Raw genomic sequence first — 22199 nt, forward strand, 5'->3', positions numbered from 1 at the left:
TATTTCCTTTCTATCGATCCATGTTTTAAAGAGTCATGCCGCCGTCGACGACGATGCAGTCGCCGTTGGTATAGCTGGCGGCATCCGATACGAGGTAGAGCACAGCGCCAGCCATCTCGCGCGGTTCAGCGTGACGGCGCAAGGGAATGTTGGAGACCCATTCGCTGTAGAGCTTTTCGTCATTGAACAGCGCTGTCGAAAACTTGGTCTTGGTCAGCCCGGGCAACAAGGCATTGACGCGGATTCCCAACGAGCCGCACTCTCGGGCGAAGGCCTTGGTCATATTGACGATGGCCGCCTTCGTGATCGAATAGATGCCCTGGTTCTCCCCGGGCCGCAAAGCATTCACCGAGCCGACATTGACGATCGCCCCCTTGCCCTGCTTCTTCATCATCTTGCCGGCCTCCACCGACATGAAGAAGTAACCGCGAATGTTGACGTCGACGGTCTTGGTAAAAGCGCCGAGATCCGTATCAAGCACATGCCCGTAATAGGGATTAGCCGCGGCGTTGTTGATCAGAATGTCGAGCCGGCCGTGAAGCTTTTCGATCTGTTCGAACGCGGCAGCGATGTCTTCCATCCTGCCGACATTGCAGGCAAGCACACTCGCGCTTCCACCCGCTTCGCGGATGTCCGCGGCGACTTTTTGGCAGTCTTCAGCTTTTCGGCTGGAAACGATCACATGCGCGCCCTGCTCCGCCAGCAGTCTGGCGATCTCTTCGCCGATGCCGCGACTTGCCCCCGACACCAATGCGATCTTGCCTTCAAGATCGAATAGTTTGGTCGTCATGCCACACTCCTTTCCATATCGTTTTCGTTCGCTGCCGCAAAACCCATTTCGGCTAGCGGTGCAACCATCTCGCCGACTTTTTGCGCGTGCGCGCTGGACGCATTGCCGTCGATGGCACGCTTCTTGACCCCTTGCGCAATCGCAGCAAGGCGGAAAAAGCTGAATGCGATATAGAAATTCCAGTCCTCTATTTTCGGGATACCGCGCAACGCACAGTAGCGCCTGACTATTTCAGCTTCTTCGGGCACGCCGAGAACGCGACGATTCTTGCTGCCCAGACCTTTGACGTAAGAATCCTCTGGCAATCGCAGGCACATGCAGAAATAGGCGAGATCTGCCAGAGGATTACCCAGCGTCGAAAGCTCCCAGTCCAGAACCGCCAAAACGCGCAGGTCCTTGGGATGGAAAATAAGGTTGTCGAAGCGGAAGTCGCCATGAACCAGCGCCGCCCTGCCGTCCTCCGCGGGGCAATGCTTCGGAAGCCAGTCGATCAAGGCTTCCATGCATTCCAATCGCTCGGTTTCAGAAGCACGATATTGCTTGGTCCATGTACCAATCTGCCGCTCGAAATAATTCCCTGCCCGGCCATAATCACTCAGGCCGACATGATCGACATCGACGTCGTGCAGTGCTGCCAACGCCCCTATCAAGGCATCGTAGGCTGGCTTGCGTTGATCGATATCGAGTTCGGGCAGCGACGGATCCCAAAAGATGCGCCCCTCAAGGTAATCCATGACGTAGAACATGCTGCCGATCACGCTCGTATCGGTGCAGAGATGATGAGCATGCGCCACCGGCACTTGCGTCGGTGACAACGCCGTGATGACGCGATATTCACGATCGACGGCATGCGCCGATTTCAGGAGCTGGCCCGGCGGTTGCCGGCGAAGGACGTAGTTGCCGCTCTTTGCCCGCAGCAAGAACGTGGGATTCGACTGACCACCCGTAAATTTCTCCGCGCTCAATGGCCCCTCAAAACCATCAACATGGGTTTCCAGGTATTTGCACAGCCCGTCGACATCAAGTTGGTGAATTTCGCTGTTCACGATCATGCCTACCCATAGGTGATGAAATTTTGACGATCCGCTCGGTCGAAATACGGAATGCTGTTGAACGTCGCGAGATGAAATGAATCTGCGTTGAAGAAATAGCGGCAGAAACTGCAGTTGTTGATTTGCAGATTGAGCGATATGACTTTTTCCCGGGGAGCGCCAAGCGTCTGCTGCGCCATCGCAGCCATGACGCCGCCCGAACTCACGGCCAAGACTTTTCCTTTCAGTCCCTGGATATGGTTTCGGGCATCCGCAACACGCTGCTGGAACTGCGACCATGTCTCCGGAATAGGTCCTTCGATACGATCTTCCATCCACAAGAGCAATACTTGCCTCAGGGCCTTGTAGAAATCCTTCTTTCTCTCTTTTGCGAGGACCTTCAATTCATGGTGCTCATCGCCGAGACCGTCAAACAGCGCGGCAAAGTCGTACTCGTTCAGACCTCGGTGCTCCTTTGGCGTCGGAACTGCAGTCGAGCCATTGAATATCGCCTCCGCCGTCTGCCTGTGACGATTCATCGTCCCGAGCAATACATGATCGAAAACGATATTGCGCTCTGCAAAGTATTCCCCGACCAGTTGCCCCTGCTGCCGTCCCAACGATGAGAGCTGGTCATAGTTGGCGGCGCCGAAACTTGCCTGCCCATGCCTGACGAGATAGAGCTCTGCCATGACGCGCTCAGTGCCGCAGGATATGGATCGCTACCGCGGCTTCCTCGACGCCCTGCAAGCCGCCGCCGTTCTCCTGCATGGCATGGCGGGCGCCCTCGACCTGGCGTGCGCCTGCCTCGCCGCGCAATTGCGTCACCAGTTCGTAGAGTTGGCCGATACCGGTGGCGCCCAGTGGGTGGCCTTTCGATTCGAGGCCGCCCGAGGGGTTGATCGGGATTCGACCGCCGATGGTGAAGTCACCGCGCTCGGCCGCCGGGCCGCCTTGACCCGGATCGACGAAGCCGAGGTTTTCGGTTTGGATGATTTCTCCCATCGCCGACGCGTCGTGCACTTCTGCGACGTCGATGTCGCCCGGCCCGATACCGGCGATCTCGTAGGCCTGCAGCGCAGCCAAGCGGCCGACGGCCTTTTCCGGCTCGTCGATGCTGCGGTGGCTGAAACTGCGGATTACGCTGGCCGCGACCTCGACCGCGCGGCGGCGGTCGGCGCCGATCCGCTTCAGCCCCTCCTCGGTGCAGACGATGGCGGCGGCGGCGCCGTCGGAAAGCGGCGCGCACATCGGCAATGTGATCGGATAGGTGATCGGCGGCGCCGCCAGCACCTCGTCGATCGTGAAGGTCTTGCGGAACTGCGAGTACGGGTTATGCACCGAGTGGCCATGATTCTTGGCGCACACGGCGGCGATCTGCCGTTGCGTGGTGCCGTAGGTCCGCATGTGCCAGCGGCACATCGCCGCGTAGATGGACATGAAACGGCTGTAGGGGCGGTCCGATTCCGACCCCGGCGGCGGCGTGATGCCTTCGCCCATCTTCATCAGGGTGGCGTAGTTCTCTTCGACGCGCGAGACGTCCCAGCCGCCCTCGAACAGCGCCATTGCGCGGGCCTTGTCTGGGATGTTCATCTTCTCCGCGCCGATCGCCAGCGCCACGTCGGTGGCGCCCGCCTTCAGGCTCTGCAGCGCGAGGTGAAAGGCGCTGCTGCCCGAGGCACAGGCGTTCTCGACGTTGAACACGGGAATGCGCTCGATCCCGATCTTGCTGAAGATCACCTGGCCCGGCACCGAGATCTGGCCCTGCAACGGGCCGTTGGTCATGCCCGAGTAGTAGGCGGCGCCGATGTCGGAGGCGGCGCAGCCGGCGTCTTTGAGCGCGCCCTGCAAGGCTTCGCCCGCGAGATCGTGCAGGCTGCGCTCGAGGTGGCGACCGAAGACCGTCATCGCGATGCCGGCAATGTAGAGTCGTGTCATGGTCTAGATCTTCCGCTCGGCAGCACGCCAGTACTCGGCACGCAAGTCCTTCTTCAATACCTTGCCGACCGGGCTGCGCGGCAGGGTCGCGAAGGCAACCGTCTTGGGCGCCTTGACCGAGCCAAGCTTCTGCTTGCACAGCGTGATCAGTTCTTCTTCGCTCACACTCTGGTCGGCGTTCAACTCGACCACCGCCTTCACCGCCTCACCCCACTTCTTGTCGGGGATGCCGATGACGGCGCAGTCGCGCACCGCCGGGTGGGCCCAGATCACCTGCTCGACTTCGCTGGGATAGACGTTGAAGCCGCCGCTGATGATCATGTCCTTCTTGCGGTCGGTGATGTGGAGGCGGCCGCTGGCGTCGAGATGGCCGATGTCGCCGGTGTGCAGCCAGCCGTCGACGATGGTTTCCGCGGTCTTCACCGGGTCGTTGTAATAGCCCTTCATCACCAGATCGCCGCGGATGCAGATCTCGCCCGTTTCGCCATGGGGCAGCACGCGGTTGTCGTCGTCGAGGATTTCGAGTCGGATCAGCGGATGGGGGCGTCCCACCGACGACAGCTGCTCGTCGCTCGCCAGCGCGCCGTCGGCGTTGAAATGCTCGTCGGGGCGCAGGCAGGCAATCGCTCCCGGGGCTTCGGTCTGGCCGTAACTTTCCATCATCACCGGCCCGAAGACCTCGATCGCGCGCTTGAGCTTGTCCAGCGACATCGGCGCCGCGCCGTAGAGGAAGTACTTCAGCGACGAGAAGTCGACCTTGTTCACTTCGGGGATGTCGAGCAGGCGGTAGATCACCGTCGGCGGCAGGAAGAATTCCGTCACCCGGTGTGCGGGGATGGCCTCCAGCAGCAGCGCCGGATCGGGCTTGGGAAGGATGACGACCGCGCCACCACGTGCCGTGCAGGGCAGCGACAGCAGCCCCGCGGTGTGGGTCATCGGCGCTGCCGCCAGGTTGACCGGGCGATCCTGCGCGCCATAGCTGCAGCCGATCATGAAGTGGGCGACGAAAGTCTGAATGCTGCGGTGGGTGTTCATCACCCCCTTGGGCAGACCGGTGGTACCGCCGGTGGGCGAGATCGCGACCACGTCGTCGAGATCGACCGCGATGCCGGGATCGGTGTCGGCGTGGCCTTCAACCCAGGCCGGCAGCGAGACGGCAGCCTCGGCCTCGCCGTCGATGCAGACGAAAAGCTTGATTTTCGGCAGTTGCGGCCGCAGGGCGGCGATCGTTGCCTCGAACTCCTTCTGGAAGAACAGCACGTCGCAGTCGAAGCTGTCGAGGACGTGGCGATTCTCCTCGGCGGCGTTGCGCGCGCCCACCGGGATCCAGGCCATATTGGCCCGCCACAGCCCCAGCGCACAGGTCCAGGCGGTGGTGTCGTTGCCGGCCCAGACGGCGCCCTTGCTGCCGCGCCCGTAACCCGCCGTCTGCAGCGCACGCGCGATGCGGCAGCTCAGCCGCCCGACCTCGTTGAAGCTGTAGCTGCGGTTTCCCTGGATGTAGGCCGCACCCTCGGGGTTAAGGCGCCAGCCGCGGTCGAAGAAATCGATGATCGCCATGGTCGGGTCCTCAGAGCGTTGTGACGCTGGCGGCGGCCAACCCGCGCTGCTCCAGGAAACCCAGGAGATAGCGGTGGCCGAAGGCCTTGCAGGCCGAGGCGAATCCGACTTTCGCAGTCTCGCCGTCGAGGAGCTTCATCACGGCGGCCGTCTGCAGCGCGCCGGTCGCAATGTAGGGTGTGACACCGCGTACCGTCGCACGCACCGCGGCGAGCTGGCCGCGCCCGATGGCCGTATCGACCGTACGTGTCAGGGTCGTGCGCTCGCGCGGCGGCATGGAGGGCGTCGTCGAGTCGACGAGCCCCTTGACCACCTGGTCCTGCTCCTCCTTGGACAGATTCTTGTATTCGCTCTCCCACTTCTGGCCCACGGCATGCACGAACTTCATCACTTCGTTGTCGTAGAAACCGACGCTGGAAACGCAACTGCGCACGCGCGGATCGTTCTCGAAGAAGATGGGCAGCGAGGTACCGCCCCACGGGATCGTGAAGACGGGTTGAATGAGGTCCGGAACGGCGACGGTGTACGAGGCGTTGGCCGCATGCGGCACCAGCTTCTTCTCCCACAGGTAGCAGGCCTCATGACGGAAGATCTCGAAGATCGAGGCCGTCGACCCCACCGTGACCCCCGACCCGGCGCCGCGCGGCCCGCGACAAAGCGTTGCGGTCTCCAGCGCATCGATTCCGGGTGTCTCCAAGGCGAGTTCAGCGGCGATCTCGGAGAACGAGTACATATAGGCCGTCGACGGCGACAGCAGCAGACCTGCCTGCCGGAACAGCTCACCGAAGCGATCGCGGGCCGCCCGGATGAAGCTCTGCTCACCCGTGGTGTCCAGGTAATGGCAGCCTGCCTGTAGCGTTGCCTCGACGGTCGTCAGACCGAAGTTGACGAAGGGGCCCACCGTATTGCAGACGACTTTTGCGCCCTTGAACGCCCGGACCAGCGATTCGACGTCATGCGTCGCCTCGACGATCTCGTAGGTGGCCGACTCCAGGCGCACGACGCGCTGGGCCATCATCTCCTGGGTCCGTTTGGCGTTGCGCGCGACGGCCGTGAAGGGGATGTTCTGGTCGATCAGCCAGTCCATGATCAGCATGCCGGTGTAGCCACTGGCGCCATAGACGACGACGGGATATTTAGCCATTTTGAATCCTTCGGAGTTCTTCAGTTGTTCGACCAGCCATCGGCGTAGAGCTGCTGTGCGAGCAGGCCCAGGCGCATGGTCAGGACATAGTTCTCACCGTCTTCGATCAGCGCGGACCGCGCGTCGCGGAAGAGCTTTTCGATCGGATACTCGCGCGAGGTGCCAAAGGCGCCGAAGAGCTGGAACGCTTCGGTCGCGACCTTCATCGCTTCCTCGGTGACCGTGACCTTGCCCGACGCCGTGGCGTACGGGTGTCCGGCCGGTGAGAGGCGGGCATAAGTGAGGGAACGGCGGGCGACGGCGCGACACAGTTCAACTCGACGCAGCATGTCGCCCAGCCGCCAGCGAGTAAGCTGGTGATCGATCAGCAATTGGCCACCCTGCTTGCGCTCATGACAATATTGCAGCGCCATCTCGAAGGCCGCGCGCGCCAACCCGGTCATGATCTGACCCATGTGGCAACCCGCGAAGGCCCACACGGAAGCCAGATTGCCGTAATACTCGTCCTTGAGCGCAATCGCGAAACGCTTGGGAACGCGGACGTTGTCGAAATAGATTTCACCCTGCGGCAGTGCGCGCTGCCCGATCTTGTCCAGCGGCTTGCCCTTCGAGACGCCGGGCAGATCGAGCGGGATAATCACCACCAGGCCGTGCGGACGGCCGTTGGCGTCAAAGAACCCGTCGCCATAATCAGCGTTGATGTAGGCCAGCGCCACCTGGGCGACGACGCCGTTGGTCACCCAAGCCGAACATTGGCCGTTGATGACGATTTCATCCTTGCCGACGACGCCCCAGACATTGCCCTTGTTGCCCTGGCCGCCCTTGACCGGCCATTCGCGCGCCATGTCGAAAATCTGGGCATCACTGCCCCTGTCGGGCTGAGTGATCATCCAGCAGCCGATCTTGTCGCGGCAGAGGTCGACCAATTCGGAATTGCCGGCGGCCTTCGCCATTTCCAGCGGAAAGGTGACGCAGGCCAGCGAGACCCCCAGACCGGCGTCACCCCAGCCCATTTCCTCGCCGATGATCGACTCGACCCGGATGGCCGTTTCCGGCGGCATCTGCTCCAGCAGGCTGGAATCGAGGCCGAGTTGCGCGGCCTTGGCCAGAACCTCGTAGTACGGAGAACCCGGGGCAATCACCTGCTCCGCGCTCATCTTGTCCAGTTCCTGGCCGGCGGGCCGCAGCACATCCTTGGCAAACCGGTGCAATGTCTCCTGGATGGCCAGCTCGGTCTCGTTGAGCGGCGCCTCGAAGCCGGTCAAGCCCACGGCCGGAAGCGTCAGTTCCGTTTTCAGGTTAATCATTCAAGTTCCCCAGTCGAAGGTTTGCCTAGTGAGCCAGCGCATGGGCGCCGGCCGTCTGGGTGCTGACCTGGGTACGTTTGAGGTCCTTGATACACAACCGGCTCACCCACATCAGATAGCAGAAGAATGTGATCCAGACGAAATACCAATTCCAAAGACCGTCATACGAGAAGATGAAGGTATGGTCGAACGGAATGAGCGCCAGGGTGGCATAGCCGCACGCGAGCATTACACCAATCAGACCGGTGGATTTCGGGATGAGCGGATCCTTGCCGTTGTCACAGATCCCCATCAGGCCAATGGAGCCAAATTGGGCGATGGTGACCCAGTAGGTGCCATCGAACACATACCAAGTCATAACGTGGAAGAACTTGACCATGTCAGGATCCAACTGAGTGGAAAACTCAGCCAGCGCGCACCACATCATGGCGGCCATCATCCCGACCCAGCCCGTCAGGAGACCGCCGACGAGCTGCACCGTCGACAGCACGTGGTGACCATTCCTTTCCCTGCGCTTCATTTGGTTCGCTATCTGGGAAACAAACAGCATGAAGACGCCGGCATCGAAGCTGGCGATGGTCATTCCGATCATGATGCGGGTGCTGTGTTCCTGGTAAAAATCGAAGTGCTGCTGGGCAGTCGCTGCGGGACTGATCATGAACGGCCCGGCACACATCCCCAGAATTCCCCAGCCGATCACGTAGCCAACGATGCAGAACATTCCACTTCCGGCCAGCCACATCTCGATCTTCTTTGTCGCGCTTTCTGAAACCATCTCGTCACCTCGATTAGGACGTGATTAATTATTTTCTTGCCTCGAGTCCCGTCCCGATGCGTACAGTCGCCGCGGTGATTGCCTATCGGGACGGTGCCCACTTTATCCCCGGGATTTGGACGTAGCTCCCCCCCATCTCGGGTGGAAGGGGCACGGCTGCAACGCGAACACTTTCCGTGGATCAAGTGCGGCAACAGTTTTGAAGCGGTGCGCGGCCATGAGCATTTCCTCCGATGTTCTTTAGCGCGTCCATGGAGGCACATTAAGCGCTCCGGCCTTGTCGAAATTGACAGGCGGTGACACCGGTTTGACATTTCGTGATTTGCTGCGGCGCACGAAAGCGATGTAGTGGCGAGAAAGGGCGGTTGAAGGGCGCGGCCTCCGTGAGCCGAATCACCCGCTTAATCGGCTCACGGATACTGCAAAAATGAGCCGAATGATGCTAGGATTCAGCTTACCGTCCTACCGAATCGCGCCCTGATGTCCCGCTGGATCTGGCAACACCCCGATTGGCCACATGTCACCTGGCAGTCCGCCACGCTGGCCCCCCTGCTGCGCCGGGTCACGCTCGCTCAAGGAGCTTTGCTCGGCCGTGCCCAAGGCTCCGTGCCCGAACTGCGCGCCGAATTCACGCTGGATGCTCTGCTGCAGAACATCGTCGATTCCAGCGCGATCGAAGGGGAATCGCTGAATGTCGGCTCGGTGCGCTCCAGCATCGCCCGTCGCCTCGGGTTGGCCGAGGCAGACGAAGCCGCTCCCGAGCCGCGCAGCGAAGGACTTGCGCAGATCATGTGGGACGCCACGGCCAACCTCGATGCCCCGCTCACCGAGACTCGCCTGTTGCAGTGGCATGCCTGGCTATTCGCCGGGGAAGAGAGTTCCGTTGGCCGCATGATCCGGGTCGGCGACTGGCGCGGGACCGACACCATGCAGGTTGTCTCCGGCCGCATCGACCGCCCTACAGTGCACTTCGAAGCGCCGCCCCGCGAGGGGCTGGAAGCGCGCATCGCCGAATTCCTTGCGTGGTTCGACCGCAGCCGCAGCGATGCCATGCTCGATCCCCTACTGCGCGCAGCCCTGGCCCACTTCTGGTTCGTCACCCTGCACCCCTTCGACGACGGCAACGGTCGCATCACCCGCGCGCTCACCGATCTCGCCCTGGCCCAAGGCGAGCACCAAAGCATCCGTTTCTATGCGATGTCGGTCGCCATCCTCGCCGATCGCAAGGGGTGCTACGCGCAACTTGAAGCCACCCAGAAGATGAAGGCGTCGGCCTCGCCGCTCGACCTCACTCCCTGGCTGCACTGGTTTCTGGTCACCCTGCTGCGCGCCGTCGAGGGCGCGTCGGCGCAAATCGACCGGGTACTCGGCAAGAGCCGCTTCTGGCTTGTACACCGCCCCAAGGCACTCAACCCGGAGCAGATCAAGGTGCTCAACCACCTGCTCGACGGCGACCAACCCGGCCGGGGCGGTTTCGAGCACGGCATCAGCGCGGCGCAATATCAGGCAGTCGCCAAGGTGTCCAAGGCCACCGCAACCCGTCATCTGGCCGACTTGGTGGCCAAGGGCTGCCTGGAAAAACTGCCCGGGGGAGGCCGTTCCACACGCTACCGAATTCACTGGCCCGGCCGAATTCCGGAAACCGGGGGCATTGAACACTGACGAGGGCTACCCGGTCGGAGAAGCCGTTTTACCCTACGATACCCGTCCCCTTCCCCCAACAAAGAATACCAATGCAGATCGACCCCTCGCGCCATTCGCCAGCCGACAACTACAAGCTTCTCACCAACCTCGTCGTGCCGCGGCCCATCGCCTGGGTCACCAGCGTGAACGCCGCCGGCACCGTCAATCTGGCGCCCTTCAGCTTCTTCAACGCCGTCGCCTCCAATCCCCCTTACGTGATGATCAGCGTCGGTCGCAACGATGCCGGCCATCCCAAGGACACGGCGGCCAACATCGAGGCCACGGGCGAATTCGTCGTCAACATGGTCACGGAAGACCTCTTCGCTGCGATGAACATCTCGGCCGCCGATTTCCCGCCCGACCATAGCGAAATCGAGGCGGCTGGCCTCGCCACCGAAGCGTCGATCCATGTCCGCGTACCCCGGGTGACCCAGGCGCAGGTCAGCCTCGAATGCCGCCTGCACACCAGCCTCGTGCTCGGCACGAACACGGTGTATGTCGGCGAGGTGGTAATGTTCCACGTGGCCGACCACCTCGTCGGGCCGCGACTGCATATCGAAGGCTTCGCCCCCCTCGGCCGCCTCGGCTCACCGTCGGTCTATTGCCGCACGACGGACCGCTTCAACGCGCCGCGGATCTCCTATGCCCAGTGGCTCGAACAGAACCGCCGGTCTGCGGTTGGCGCTGAGAGTTCGTGATCATTGCGTGGCCTGCCCCCGATTCTCCGGACAGTTTCGGTAGCTACACAGCCACCATATTTTCTTCAAACTGAACCGGGCTGAGATATCCAAGCACGGAGTGACGCCGCCGCGGATTGTAGAAGCGTTCAATGTAGTCGAACACGTCCGCCCGAGCGTCGTCGCGTGTCGGATATCGCTTTCGCGCGGCACGTTCCGTCTTGAGGCTGGAGAAGAAGCTCTCCATCGCGGCGTTATCCCAGCAGTTGCCCTTTCGACTCATGCTGCAAACGATGCCCTGGTCGGCTAGCAGCCGCTGGAAGTCTTCGCGGGTGTATTGGCTACCCTGATCGGAATGGTGTAACAGCTCCTTGGGTTTACCGCGCCGCCAGACCGCCATCAAGAGCGCATCGATGACCAGTTGCGCAGTCATTTCCGCCTTCATTGACCAGCCGACAATTCTTCGCGAGTACAGGTCCAGCACGGCCGCAACGTATAGCCAGCCTTCGTCGGTCCACAGGTACGTGAAGTCGGCCAGCCACTTCTTGTTCGGCGCATCCGCCTCGAACTCGCGCTGCAGCAGATTCGGTGCAATGCTGTGTTCGGGCCGCAGGCCCGCATCGTTGGGCGAGCGACGACGCTTCTTGCGCGCAGCCAGCCCGGCCGCCCTCATTAGGCGAGCAACGCGATGAATGCCGCAGTGCTCGCCCCAGGCAAGCACGTCGTGCCAAACACGTCGGCTACCGTAGGTCCGATCGCTCGCTTCGAAGCTTTGCCGAATCAGCCCCGTGAGCTTCTCGTTGGCGCGGGTACGCGGGCTTGGCCGCCTACTGAACCATTCGTAGAAGCCGCTGCGGGAAATTCCGAGCACTTCACATAGAACCCGAACCGGCCACACCGCCCGATGTTTGGCAACGAAGCCGAACTTCACGTCGGGTCCTTCGCGAAGTAGCCGAGCGCCTTTTTTAAGATATCGCGCTCCATCTTCACCCGCGCCAGTTCGCGCCGCAGTTGCTCAAGTTCCGCCTGGCTGTCGCTCTTCAGAGGCCTGCCAGGCGTCAAATCGGTGCGACCTTCTTCCGCATTCAACATCCATCGGCGCAGCACGCTGCGCTCGAGTCCCAGATCTCGGGCGACCGCTGTCGCCGTCATACCCGGCTGCGTTGCCAAACGCACCGCCTCGCGCTTGAACTCGTCCGAGAACTTCCTTCTTGTTCGCATCGATTCCTCCTAGACACATGTTGCCATGCAATGTGTCCGGAGAATCGGGGGCAGGCCAATCATTCATGCACTACTGCAACGACAAGGACATCAACCGCCTGATCAAGGAAATGGTACGGAGCGGGTGGCGTTTCGAGCCAGGCCGGCATGGCAAGCTTCGTCATCCGAAAGGAATCGGACTTATCACCTTTCCTAAAACACCTAGTGACCACCGATGCCTAAAAAATATGCTTCGTGATGTTCGACGACTCGAGTCGACGAAAAGCCAAACTTCGGTTAGCAAACGGGCCGACCGAAGCGCAGGGCGCGAGCCTCGTCGCAGACTGGCTCGGCCGCAGCGGGCGCAGTCTGCCGCGGGTCGATCGACGTCACCTGTCGACGCTCAGTGATGAGTTCGCCCGCCAGCTTGCCGGCGCGCTGTCGCGCGAGGCCGGACTCCACACGGCGCACGAGATGATGGAAGCCCTCGATTCCAACTACGGTTCCGAGCTGGCCCGTGCACTGATGGCCGAATGCGCAAAGCTGCTCGACTGCGTCTGACTCATCTTGCTTGGCAACGCCCTCGACCAGCCCACGCCCGCCGCGCGAATCTTCAACTACCCGGCTTCCATTGACGCGGGTGCAAGCGCAAAGCACCTCTTGCCAACGGTCTTGGCCTGATACATCGCGGCGTCGGCCTGTTCCAGCAACATCTGAGAAGTGAACTCTGGATTCGTACAGATCGCAACGCCAATGCTCGCGGATATCTCAATTAGTTCCAGGCCGATGGGATAGGGATCCGAAATACTTTCCACCAATTTTTTCGCGATGACCTGTGCCGCGTCGCTTCCTGCTGCGAACATCACGACCACGAACTCATCTCCACCCACGCGCACCGCCAGATCGGAACTTCGGATACCCGCCCGTATTCTTTGAGATACGGCGCGCAATAACTCGTCGCCAGTGGGATGGCCGAATCGGTCATTGACCGCCTTGAACCCATCTAGATCGATATAAAGCAGAGCGAGCTCAGTCTCCTGCCTGCGGGACAGTGCCAACTGCTGGTCGACAATCACCTTGAAGAGGGCTCGGTTGCCCAAGCCTGTAAGCTCGTCGTGATGAGCGTCGTAGCGTGCCTGTTGCAACATCCTGGAGGCCTTCATCAGGGCCGCTGCGACCTCGTCAGCTTCCTTCAGATCAAGAGAACGAATCACGACGGGCTCACCAGAGCCTAGAGCGAGGGCCGGATCGGTCAGTCCGCGAAAAGCATCGGCAATCCGTCCGCCAAGCCTCCAGGCAACAATGAGGCTGCCACTGAGTAACACGACCGTCCCGAAGACCAACCATACCAGTGACTGCTTGAGTTGGCTCACCAATGATTCCTTCGGAATATTGATTACCACCGCCCAGTCAGAAACGGCCGATCGAGTGAAGACGGATACGGCAGGTAAGCCTTCAGCGGTGATCGCCTCGACCGAACCTTCCGCAGACATCGCCCCCGTCAGTGAAAGCGCACTTTGCCGCCCGACGAATCGTTTCAAGTCATGGGTGCGCGCGGCGATGTTGCCGCCGCGGTCCAGTATCTCACCCGTCCAGCCGAGCGGCAGTTGCTGCGCGGTCAGAATCTCAGACAATCTGCCGGGGAAGAATCCCATACTCAGGTTGTAGATGATCTGACCGTTGCGACGCACTGGAACCGACACACTCACCGCGAGACGCCCCGTAACCGGGCCTACAAAAAGATCGGACACGAATGGCCTACCGGTGTCGAGAACGCGTCGCATCTGGGGCATGATCCCTTGCGCGGTCAAAACTTCTCCGAACGGCCGAAGCGTGTTGATCACTTGCCGCCCCGTAGTGTCAGTCAAGACGACGTTGTCGGCGATCTGGGTACGTAGTACGTCCTGAGCCTGCCCATAGAAGGCGGAAAAATCACCCGAATCAAGATGGGGTGACGTCGCCAGGACTGTCAAAGCTGATTCCACAGCGGAAAGTTCACGGTCGACGACGGAACTCAGCGCGCGGGTTGTGGCGATAGCGTCGCGCACAAGCTGGGCGTTCTCGCGCTGATAGTTGTGCACGACCAGCGCCGTTGCCAGCATTCCCATCGGTAGGATGCACGCGGTGATCAGGAGGATTAGCCGGGAGCGGATTGTGGGCATGGACGCTGGAGTCACATTCTTGGCGCCATTTCAGTTCTGACCGTGGGAACCTTGCTTCGGAGTAAGTCTGCTTGCTCCATTCGCCTGGCGCCCCCAAGAGCTCCAGACTGTAGCCACGTCGCCGTGGCGGGAGTCGCTAGAGCGACGCGAAATCGCAATTGCCGGCATCTGGACGAGACATTCTACAACGAGCACATGCCCAGGGCCTCTGGACTCAAATGACATGAGGCGTGCTCGCCTTGTAGACCTTAGCGCCGCGCACCACATCGCCACACTGGACGACATGAACCATGGCTTCCTTGCCGCTCATGAGCTGACGCATGACGTGGTCGACGAAACCGCCGGTCTCCAGTGGTTCAATTCTGCTCGGGATCTTCACGTATTGGGTCGGCTCCTCGGCGCCTTGCCGTCGGTCACAGCCGGCGGCCCGGAGGCGGCGCGCAGCGTCTCAAGATACAGCGCCTCCAACTGTTCGAAACCCCCTGCGTGCATCCTGTGTTCTTCGTGCACCGCGTCGATGGCCTCGACCCCGGCATCTACTGCCTGCCCCGGGCACCCGGCGCGCTCGCCGACCTGCGCGCCGCCATGCGCGAAGACTGGCTCTGGGCAAGCGTTCCGGGCTGCCCCGAACACCTGCCCTTATACCTGCTGGCACCGTTGGACGCGCGCGACTTTGCGACCACCGCCTCCTGCCATCAGGACATCGCCGCCGATTCGGCATTTAGCCTCGGCATGCTGGCCCGTTTCGACGACATCGACGCCGCCCATCCGTGGCTTTACCGCCAGCGATTCTGGGAGGCCGGCATGCTCGGCCAAGTGCGTTATCTCGAAGCCGACGCGGCCGGCGTCCAGGGTACCGGCATCGGCTGTTACTTCGACGACGCCGTGCACGAGGCACTCGGACTCAACACCGAGCGCTTTCAAGATCTCTACCACTTCACGGTTGGCAAGGCCCTCGTCGACAGGCGACTAACCAGTGTGTCCGGTTATGCGTTTCTTGAGCGAGACGCCACGCCCTAAACGCAACGACCGTACCCCATCGCCCCCTTTTCAGCCTCAATCCGTTGCCGGCAGCGACAGCAGGTCGGCCTCAGCCGTCATTCGCTAACGGCTACCGGTGCAGCCGCAATGCGCCGGTCACCTGCCGCTCAGCCGCGAAGGCGCGACGAGCGGCAGCTTCTCTATCCCCTGAGCGGGGACTGACGACCCATAGCGGACCTAGGTGGATTGCGAAAGCGGTCTTTCAGGAACGTGCTAGCTCAGGGGCGCGTAGCCGGCTTGCCGGCGGAGCATCCCTCTGGAGCGGCGGGTTGGGTCTAACGGCTTCGGAGACGCCTTGAGCGCCAAGAGAAGGTACTCACCGACATGCTTTTCCGCAATGTCTGGTACAGACGTAAGCTTGATATGGCGGCGTAACTTGCCTTCGCCCTCAAGCACCTTGAATTTGTCCGGGAGAGACGCGCCAGCACCAAACTCCAACGAAACGTGCTTTGCGTAAGAGAAGATGCCGCAAAAGGGCTTCTCGGCGGAGAACAAGATGCCACCGTACTTCACTTCCTCGGAGATGGAGGGGGCTAAACCCAAAACGATCTTTCTCAGTGCTTGCACAATCTCGAAGCGTTCAGAATCAAGAAGGCGTATGTCTTCGAGCAATTTTGAAATGCGGTCGGCGGGCATGGCGTCAGGACTTGTAGTACTGCTTGAATTCCGGGCTAGGTTCGCGCTCGGAGTAGATGTAAAGAACGATGCCATTAGGGTCTTGAACGGCAAAGCCGCGATCTCCCCAGGGATGATCTTCAAGTGGCATGGCAGCAACCAAACCAGAGGCCGCGAGTGACTGAAACTCAGCGTCGACATCGGAAACGCTGAAGTTGTAAGTGAGGCCAGCGGGATTGCAAGCCGGCTGATCGGGCTGAGGCGCCATGAACTGAAGAGATGCCCCAGTTCCGAATTCGAGGTTGACGTACCAGCCGCAGTCGAAGGTGATCTTCGCGCCAAAGTACTTGACGTAAAAATTGCGGGACTCTTCGACCTTCGCAGTAGTGATGCAGGGGGACAGTGAATTAGCAAGCATAGAGGCTCCTTATTGTGAGACCCAACTAGTAGTAGACGACAAAATTGTCCAATATTCTGGCGCGTGTCCAATAAGCTGGAATACAGGACAAAGCCGCAGTCCTTGCCAGACGGGCGTTCTCAAACGAAAGGTGTTTATGCGGCATGGGGACAAGGGGGTTGAAACCGGACAGCTTGCCATTGTACTGAAGCCATTTATGCAGTTGCCAACTTGTTGAGCGTCTGCTTTGCAGGAATTTTCTGAATGGCAGCAGTTGACCGGTACTTCGCGTTCGACGGTTAGCGAAGCCGCGGTTCGAACCTTCTCAAGGCTGAACGGCAGGTAACCAATGGATTGCTGCCCGATTGAGGGCGACAGGCCAACGACGGCAATGGCCGAGTTGCACGCGTAGGCTACCCGGCAGGCATAAGAGCGAACCGGACACTCGACTGGGAAGTTCGTCAAATGAACCAGCAGCAACTCAGGGCCGACGCCACATCCGCCCAACCCCATCAACTGCGGTCAAGATCCAAAGACGTTTCCTACAACGGATGCGCCTGAATCGCATTGCTGGCACATACGAAATTCCCGCCCCCCAAATGGTGGATCGTGTGCAGCGCGGTATTCTCGCCAGTGAAAGACCAGCGTCCCTTGACAAACACGCGCTCGTCGGCGGCTGCGGCGACGACCTCACCGAAGCAGGTGTCGTAGGCGTCTTCCGTGTGGGATTCCGGGATCAGGCGGCATTCGAGCCAGGCGGCGCATCCGGTCTCGAGCAGGGGCATGCCGAGTTCGGGTCCGGGTGTGGCCGTGATGTTGTAGCGGGCGAATTTATCAAGATCGCGTCCGCTTGCGCTCCCCACCGCATAGGTCAAATCCACGAGTTCTGCGCCGGGGATGCAGATGGCGAATGCGCCGCTCGCGGCGATGAGTTCGCGCGTGTAGGTGCGCTTGTCGATCACGATGGCGATGCGAGGAGGCGTGAACTCCACGGGCATGGACCATGCGGCGGCCATGACGTTGCGCCTCGTGCCGTCGGAGGACGTCACCAGGACGGTGGGGCCGTGATTGACGAGCCGGCTGGCGTGTTCGAGCGCAACGGGTCGGAAGAAATTTGAATTGGTCATTGGATGGACACGCACCATGGATGGAAACCAAAAGATAACGCATCCATGGGCCAAGGCGACGACCTCCTCCCATCTCGATCTCCCTCCTCTTCGCGAGGGGGGCGATTTTCTCTCAGACGGCCTAATCTCACCCTAGCCGCGCACGATCACAGACGCGGATGCGGATTCAGGCGGATGCCTGAGCCCGAAACCCTGATGGGGGAGACGAGCATGCAGCAACGGATCAAGAAGTCGCGCAAAATCATCCGCTCCATGGCGGTCGGAGTTTGCCTGCTGGCCGCCGGCGCACTTCCGGGCGGGATTGCGGTCCGCGTGGCAAGCGACATGACCCCACGCGATCCGGCAACCCCGGTCGCTTCGTTCCAGCCGGAGTCGCATCGCGCTTCTCAAGCCGGACTGGACTCTTTCTGGCATTACTGGCAGTAGTGATCGCCTGAATCAGGCGCTCCAGCGCCGCGGCCTGCCCCCCGAGAGGCAGGCGCCAGGCCGCCCTGCCCTGCTCCTTGCGGAGCCGGTCATGGCAAGCCTGGTACGCGTCGCTCGTCTCGGGCTGCCGAAATCACCACGAGAACGGATAACCTTCCGGCCCGGAATAGAAAGCAGCGGCGGTGAGGAACAGGTACTCGGTACGCGAGAAATGGTCGCCGCCTTCGGTACGCGCGGGGGCGGTCACTTCCTGTGCCGCATATTGCTCCGGACCCGACGAGAATCCACTTCCGGTCAGGAAGGCCCCGTAGATGTCGGCGTAGTGTTCCCCGGTGATTGCCCGCTGGCCAGCGCTCCCGTCTTCCGCGCACCCGGAACCGATTCCTGCAAACATCAGAAGCAGTGCCGCAATCGGACGCAATGAATATTTCATGATCTGCCGTCTCCTCAATTATTGTCGTCACTGATACCAGTGATCGTTTGTTGCGCAACGCGACTGAATCAATCGATGGTCCAGGTATCGCCACTGTTGAAGAGTTTTTCGAGCGTTCCCTGGCCTCTTTGCGCGCGCGCATCCTCCGCGAGGCCGGTGCTGAGTTGCTCATAGACCGGCGCCTCGACAGCGCGGAAGACTCCCAGCGGCACCGGCAGCGGCGCTGCGAACTGCGACAGGAAGAATGCCAGCCCGCCGTTGGCGGCCGATTCGTCGTGGATCGCCAGATCTGCTTCCGTGACGCCACCTTCGCCGACCGTCACCACTTCGGGCTCAAAGCCGCGCATGCGGATGCCCCGGTTGCTGTCCTTGCCGAAACGCATCGGCTGGCCATGCTGAAGCAGGAGGCGCGCGTCGTCCCGCGTCTCCCTGTCGGCCAGCGCGTTATAGGCACCGTCGTTGAAGACGATACAGTTCTGGAGGACCTCGACGAAGGCCGTGCCGGGGTGTTCCGCGGCGCGTTTCAGGGTGTCGAGCAGATGCGGGTGGTCGCTATCGACGGTGCGCGCAACGAAGGTCGCACCGGCGCCCAACGCGACGGACACGGGGCTGAAGGGACGGTCGATGCTGCCGAGCGGTGTGGTCTTGGTCTTCTTGCCGAACTCCGAGGTCGGCGAGTACTGGCCCTTGGTGAGGCCGTAGATGCGGTTGTTGAGCAGGATGATCTTGAGGCCGATATTGCGCCGCATCGCGTGGATGAAGTGATTGCCGCCAATCGCGAGCGAATCGCCGTCGCCGGACACGACCCACACCGACAGCTCGGGCCGCGCGAGCTTCAAGCCGCTCGCGATGGCCGGCGCCCGGCCGTGGATGCTGTGCATCCCGTAGGTTTCCATGTAGTACGGGAAGCGGCTGGAACAGCCGATGCCGGAAATGAATGCGAAGTTTTCGCGCGGGATGCCAAGCGCCGGCAAAAGCTTCTGGACCTGGGCGAGCAAGGCATAGTCGCCACAACCCGGGCACCAGCGCACATCCTGGTCCGACTCGAAGTCCTTTCGCGTCAGCGGCTTGATTTCAGTCATCTGATTCATGGTCGGTTCCTCAGCACAGTTCCAGGATTCGGTCGTAGATTTCGGACACCTTGAACATCTTTCCCTGCACCTTGGACATGAGGGTCACGTCGCGCAGGTAGCGTTCGCGCAGCAGCTTCGAGAGCTGCCCGAGGTTGAGTTCGGGCACGAGCACGGTCTTGTAGCGGGCGAGAATGTCGCCCAGCTCGGCGGGCAACGGGTTGAGGTGGCGCAGATGGACGTGGGCGACGGATTTGCCGGCGGCCTCGGCCTGCTCGCGCGCCTGCACGATCGAGCCGTAGGTGCTGCCCCAGCCGACGATCAGCAGGTCGCCGCTTTGCGGGCCTTCCACCGTCAGCGGCGGGATGTCCTTGGCGATGCCGGCGACCTTCGCCGCGCGCACATTGACCATGCGCTCGTGATTGATCGGGTCGTGCGAGATGTTGCCGGTGAGGAAGTGCTTCTCCAGGCCACCGACGCGGTGCTCCATGCCGGGCGTGCCGGGGCGCACCCAGGCGCGCGCGAGGTGCTCGTCGCGGGCGTAGGGCTGGAATCCGTCCGCGTCGGTGCGGAACTTGACCTCCAGCGGCGGCAGGTCGGCCGGATTCGGAATCCGCCACGGCTCGGCGGCGTTGCCGATGCCACCGTCGGAGAGGAGGATCACCGGCGTCATGTACTTCACGGCGATGCGGAAGGCCTCGATCGCACAGTCGAAACAGTCGGCCGGCGAACGGGAGGCGATCACCGGGATGGGGCACTCGCCGTTACGGCCATAGACGGCCTGCAGCAGGTCGGACTGCTCGACCTTGGTCGGCAGGCCGGTCGAGGGGCCGCCGCGCTGCACGTTGGTGATCACCAGCGGCAGTTCGAGCATCACCGCGAGACCCAGCGCCTCGGTCTTCAGCGCCATGCCGGGACCGGAGGTCGTCGTCAGCCCCAGCACGCCGCCGTAGGCGGCGCCGATCGCGGAGCAGATGCCGGCGATCTCGTCCTCGGCCTGGAAGGTCGTGATGTTGAAGTGCTTCAGCGCCGACAGCTCCTGCAGGATGTCGGTCGCCGGCGTGATCGGGTAGGAGCCGAGGAACAGCGGCACCTTGGCGAGTTCCGACGCCGCCGCGAAACCGAGCGCCGCGGCGTGGTTGCCGGTGATGCTGCGATAGCGGCCCGGCTTGATGTCGGCCGCGCGCACCTGGTAGGTGCTGACGAACATCTCGGTGGATTCGGCGTAGGCGTAGCCCGCGCGCAGCGCGATGACGTTCGCCTCGGCGATGTCCGGCTTCTTCGCGAACTTCGCGCGGATGTTCTGTTCTTCGTCCTCGATCGGCCGGCTATACAGATAGAGCATCAGCCCAAGCGCGTAATAGTTCTTGCAGCGGCCGATCTCCTTCTTCGCGATCCCGGTGTCCTTGAGCGCCTGATTCGTCAGGTCCGAGATGTCGATCGTGTAGAGACGGAAATCGATCAGCGTGCCGTCGTCGAGCGGATTGCTCTGGTATCCCGCCTTCTGCAGGTTGGCCTTGTTGAAGGCACCGGCATTGGCGATGATCATCCCGCCGTGCCTCAGGTCTGGAAGGTTGGTCTTCAGCGCCGCAGGGTTCATCGCGACGAGCACGTCGGGCGCATCGCCGGAGGTGAACACCTGGCCCGACGAGAACTGGATCTGGTAACCGGAAACGCCGAACAGCGTGCCGGTCGGGGCGCGGATTTCGGAGGGGTAGTCCGGGTGCGTCGCGAAATCGTGGCCGGCGCGGGCGACCGATTTCGAGAATTCGTTGCCGGTGAGTTGCATCCCGTCGCCCGAATCGCCGACGAAGCGGATCACGACACTCTTGATCTCCTCGATCGGCCGGGTCTTCTGCATTCCGCCGACGACCCTGGGCTCGTCCACCGTCATGGTTTGAGTATTCATACGAAAGCACCTGATGTCCGTTAATGGAGTGAGGCAACCGGAGAACGCAAAGGTCATCCACACGTCGCTTGGCGGAATCGATTAGGCGCTTTGGGAATGAACGGTCGATTGACGAGGCGAGCCAATTTTTTGACTTTCTGTCTCATGCCTCCCCCCACCGCACGGGTGGGGAGCAGTGATCGCCTTAGCGTTCGCGGCACTGGTCGCAGCTCGCATTCGGCGCCCCGTCGCCGTTGGTACGAAACGTCAAGGCAACGCCCCGGCAGGTCAATTACGCCTTCGCCAAAGTGCTTAACGTGGTCGCACAAAAAAGCAATTCATAGACGAAGGAGACACCGCCATGACGACGAAAAAGGTCATCCCCCTCAGCCCGATGCGGAGCGATCACCCGGACGAAATCGACGCGCTGCACGAACGGCTCGAACGCGCCGGCTACATGCGCATGATGCAGATCGGCGAGCCGCGGCTTTCCGAGCTGGTCGCGAAGTACAAGGTCAAGGGCTACGAGGTCGAAGTCGTCCCCTACGTCGATGACGGGGACGATGGCTCCGCTCCCGCCCCGACCGGCGGCTGCGGGCCAGGCTCCTGCAGCTCGGCCTCCAGCTCGCCCAGTTGCAGCTCAGGCGGCTGCAGCTCGGGCTCCGCCCCGGTCCGCCGCACCGGCCCGCGCGTCGTCATTCCGGACGTCGGCACCATCTACGTGCGCATGAACGTGGCGCCTGCCACATCTGCCTGATCCGCACCCACCCGCCCCGGCGGGGCGGGATGCCCCCCCACCACCGAGGGGTGCATCCCGCCGCGTACGGCCGTAGGATATCTCTCAGTCTCGGGACGAAACGTGGCGGGCAAACGCCCCAACCGGACACCCCGTTACCGCGGAGACGGATGCGTCGTCATCCCCCTCCGCACCTTCA

23 protein-coding genes are annotated in these 22199 nt (G+C 61.7%); 6 read left to right on the plus strand and 17 right to left on the minus strand.

All coding sequences use genetic code 11. The features are described from left to right. Positions 1–25: 25 nt before the first annotated feature. From ToN1_RS01605 to ToN1_RS01640, 8 genes are read right to left on the minus strand one after another with little or no spacing between them, the layout of a single operon-like run. Positions 26–790, minus strand: a complete 765-nt coding sequence (locus ToN1_RS01605) for an SDR family oxidoreductase (RefSeq protein WP_169208126.1) — start codon at positions 788–790, stop codon at positions 26–28. Then, on the minus strand, positions 787–1842 hold the full coding sequence (locus ToN1_RS01610; RefSeq protein ID WP_169208127.1) for a phosphotransferase: 1056 nt from the start codon (positions 1840–1842) through the stop codon (positions 787–789). The genes ToN1_RS01605 and ToN1_RS01610 overlap by 4 nt, the downstream gene beginning before the upstream one ends. Before the next feature lie 2 nt (positions 1843–1844). After that, the gene (locus ToN1_RS01615) at positions 1845–2513 is read right to left on the minus strand and encodes a histidine phosphatase family protein (RefSeq protein ID WP_169208128.1); all 669 of its coding nucleotides are present in this window, start codon (positions 2511–2513) and stop codon (positions 1845–1847) included. A gap of 7 nt (positions 2514–2520) precedes the next feature. After that, a complete protein-coding gene (locus tag ToN1_RS01620; protein ID WP_169208129.1) occupies positions 2521–3759 on the minus strand; it encodes a thiolase family protein in 1239 nt (412 codons plus the stop codon). Between the two features lie 3 nt (positions 3760–3762). Continuing rightward, positions 3763–5319, minus strand: a complete 1557-nt coding sequence (locus tag ToN1_RS01625) for a class I adenylate-forming enzyme family protein (protein ID WP_169208131.1) — start codon at positions 5317–5319, stop codon at positions 3763–3765. Between the two features lie 10 nt (positions 5320–5329). Then, entirely contained in the window at positions 5330–6463 is a 1134-nt protein-coding gene (locus tag ToN1_RS01630; protein ID WP_169208132.1) for a saccharopine dehydrogenase family protein, read from the minus strand. 20 nt (positions 6464–6483) lie between these two features. After that, complete coding sequence (locus tag ToN1_RS01635) at positions 6484–7770, minus strand: acyl-CoA dehydrogenase family protein (RefSeq protein ID WP_169208133.1); 1287 nt, start codon at positions 7768–7770, stop codon at positions 6484–6486. A gap of 25 nt (positions 7771–7795) precedes the next feature. Then, complete coding sequence (locus ToN1_RS01640) at positions 7796–8545, minus strand: hypothetical protein (RefSeq protein WP_244860935.1); 750 nt, start codon at positions 8543–8545, stop codon at positions 7796–7798. A 480-nt stretch (positions 8546–9025) separates the two neighbouring features. Between ToN1_RS01640 and ToN1_RS01645 the strand changes: the two genes are divergently transcribed. Continuing rightward, a complete protein-coding gene (locus ToN1_RS01645) occupies positions 9026–10207 on the plus strand; it encodes a Fic family protein (protein WP_169208134.1) in 1182 nt (393 codons plus the stop codon). A 71-nt stretch (positions 10208–10278) separates the two neighbouring features. After that, complete coding sequence (locus ToN1_RS01650) at positions 10279–10926, plus strand: flavin reductase family protein (protein ID WP_169208135.1); 648 nt, start codon at positions 10279–10281, stop codon at positions 10924–10926. A 43-nt stretch (positions 10927–10969) separates the two neighbouring features. Here the strand turns inward: ToN1_RS01650 and ToN1_RS01655 are convergent. Beyond that, positions 10970–12126, minus strand: a protein-coding gene (locus tag ToN1_RS01655) for an IS3 family transposase (RefSeq protein WP_210147871.1) whose coding sequence is annotated in 2 segments (ribosomal slippage) — positions 10970–11862 and positions 11862–12126 — 1158 coding nt in all. Because the reading frame shifts where the segments join, the coding sequence is not laid out codon by codon here. A 237-nt stretch (positions 12127–12363) separates the two neighbouring features. Between ToN1_RS01655 and ToN1_RS01660 the strand changes: the two genes are divergently transcribed. After that, on the plus strand, positions 12364–12666 hold the full coding sequence (locus ToN1_RS01660) for a hypothetical protein (protein ID WP_244861100.1): 303 nt from the start codon (positions 12364–12366) through the stop codon (positions 12664–12666). A gap of 56 nt (positions 12667–12722) precedes the next feature. Here ToN1_RS01660 and ToN1_RS01665 read toward each other — a convergent pair whose 3' ends face one another. Next, on the minus strand, positions 12723–14213 hold the full coding sequence (locus ToN1_RS01665; protein ID WP_169208834.1) for a sensor domain-containing diguanylate cyclase: 1491 nt from the start codon (positions 14211–14213) through the stop codon (positions 12723–12725). A gap of 268 nt (positions 14214–14481) precedes the next feature. Beyond that, on the minus strand, positions 14482–14646 hold the full coding sequence (locus ToN1_RS01670; RefSeq protein WP_244860936.1) for a hypothetical protein: 165 nt from the start codon (positions 14644–14646) through the stop codon (positions 14482–14484). A gap of 107 nt (positions 14647–14753) precedes the next feature. Between ToN1_RS01670 and ToN1_RS01675 the strand changes: the two genes are divergently transcribed. Next, a complete protein-coding gene (locus tag ToN1_RS01675; RefSeq protein WP_210147971.1) occupies positions 14754–15287 on the plus strand; it encodes a nitroreductase family protein in 534 nt (177 codons plus the stop codon). A gap of 234 nt (positions 15288–15521) precedes the next feature. On the opposite strand, the gene ToN1_RS01680 is transcribed toward ToN1_RS01675, so the two are convergent. From ToN1_RS01680 to ToN1_RS01690, 3 genes are all read right to left on the minus strand, one after another. Further along, positions 15522–15944: a DUF1801 domain-containing protein gene (locus ToN1_RS01680; protein WP_169208832.1), complete on the minus strand. Its 423-nt coding sequence runs from the start codon at positions 15942–15944 to the stop codon at positions 15522–15524. Between the two features lie 4 nt (positions 15945–15948). Next, positions 15949–16341: a VOC family protein gene (locus ToN1_RS01685; protein WP_169208831.1), complete on the minus strand. Its 393-nt coding sequence runs from the start codon at positions 16339–16341 to the stop codon at positions 15949–15951. A 521-nt stretch (positions 16342–16862) separates the two neighbouring features. Then, positions 16863–17501 carry a flavin reductase family protein gene (locus tag ToN1_RS01690; RefSeq protein WP_342344163.1) on the minus strand — a complete coding sequence of 213 codons (639 nt, stop codon included), beginning with the start codon at positions 17499–17501 and terminating at the stop codon, positions 16863–16865. A 120-nt stretch (positions 17502–17621) separates the two neighbouring features. Between ToN1_RS01690 and ToN1_RS01695 the strand changes: the two genes are divergently transcribed. Continuing rightward, positions 17622–17873: a hypothetical protein gene (locus ToN1_RS01695; RefSeq protein ID WP_169208830.1), complete on the plus strand. Its 252-nt coding sequence runs from the start codon at positions 17622–17624 to the stop codon at positions 17871–17873. Positions 17874–18006: 133 nt separating this feature from the next. Here the strand turns inward: ToN1_RS01695 and ToN1_RS01700 are convergent, their stop codons facing one another. From ToN1_RS01700 to ToN1_RS01710, 3 genes are all read right to left on the minus strand, one after another. Continuing rightward, a complete protein-coding gene (locus tag ToN1_RS01700) occupies positions 18007–18306 on the minus strand; it encodes a hypothetical protein (RefSeq protein WP_169208827.1) in 300 nt (99 codons plus the stop codon). A gap of 68 nt (positions 18307–18374) precedes the next feature. Then, positions 18375–19397: a 2-oxoacid:ferredoxin oxidoreductase subunit beta gene (locus ToN1_RS01705; protein ID WP_169208829.1), complete on the minus strand. Its 1023-nt coding sequence runs from the start codon at positions 19395–19397 to the stop codon at positions 18375–18377. A gap of 10 nt (positions 19398–19407) precedes the next feature. Then, positions 19408–21285: a 2-oxoacid:acceptor oxidoreductase subunit alpha gene (locus ToN1_RS01710; RefSeq protein ID WP_244860937.1), complete on the minus strand. Its 1878-nt coding sequence runs from the start codon at positions 21283–21285 to the stop codon at positions 19408–19410. 340 nt (positions 21286–21625) lie between these two features. Between ToN1_RS01710 and ToN1_RS01715 the strand changes: the two genes are divergently transcribed. Beyond that, positions 21626–22021 (plus strand): hypothetical protein, encoded by a 396-nt coding sequence (locus ToN1_RS01715; RefSeq protein WP_210147972.1) that lies wholly within the window; start codon positions 21626–21628, stop codon positions 22019–22021. Positions 22022–22199: the final 178 nt, after the last annotated feature.

Origin of the sequence: Aromatoleum petrolei (assembly GCF_017894385.1) — a bacterium.
Lineage (GTDB): Bacteria > Pseudomonadota > Gammaproteobacteria > Burkholderiales > Rhodocyclaceae > Aromatoleum > Aromatoleum petrolei.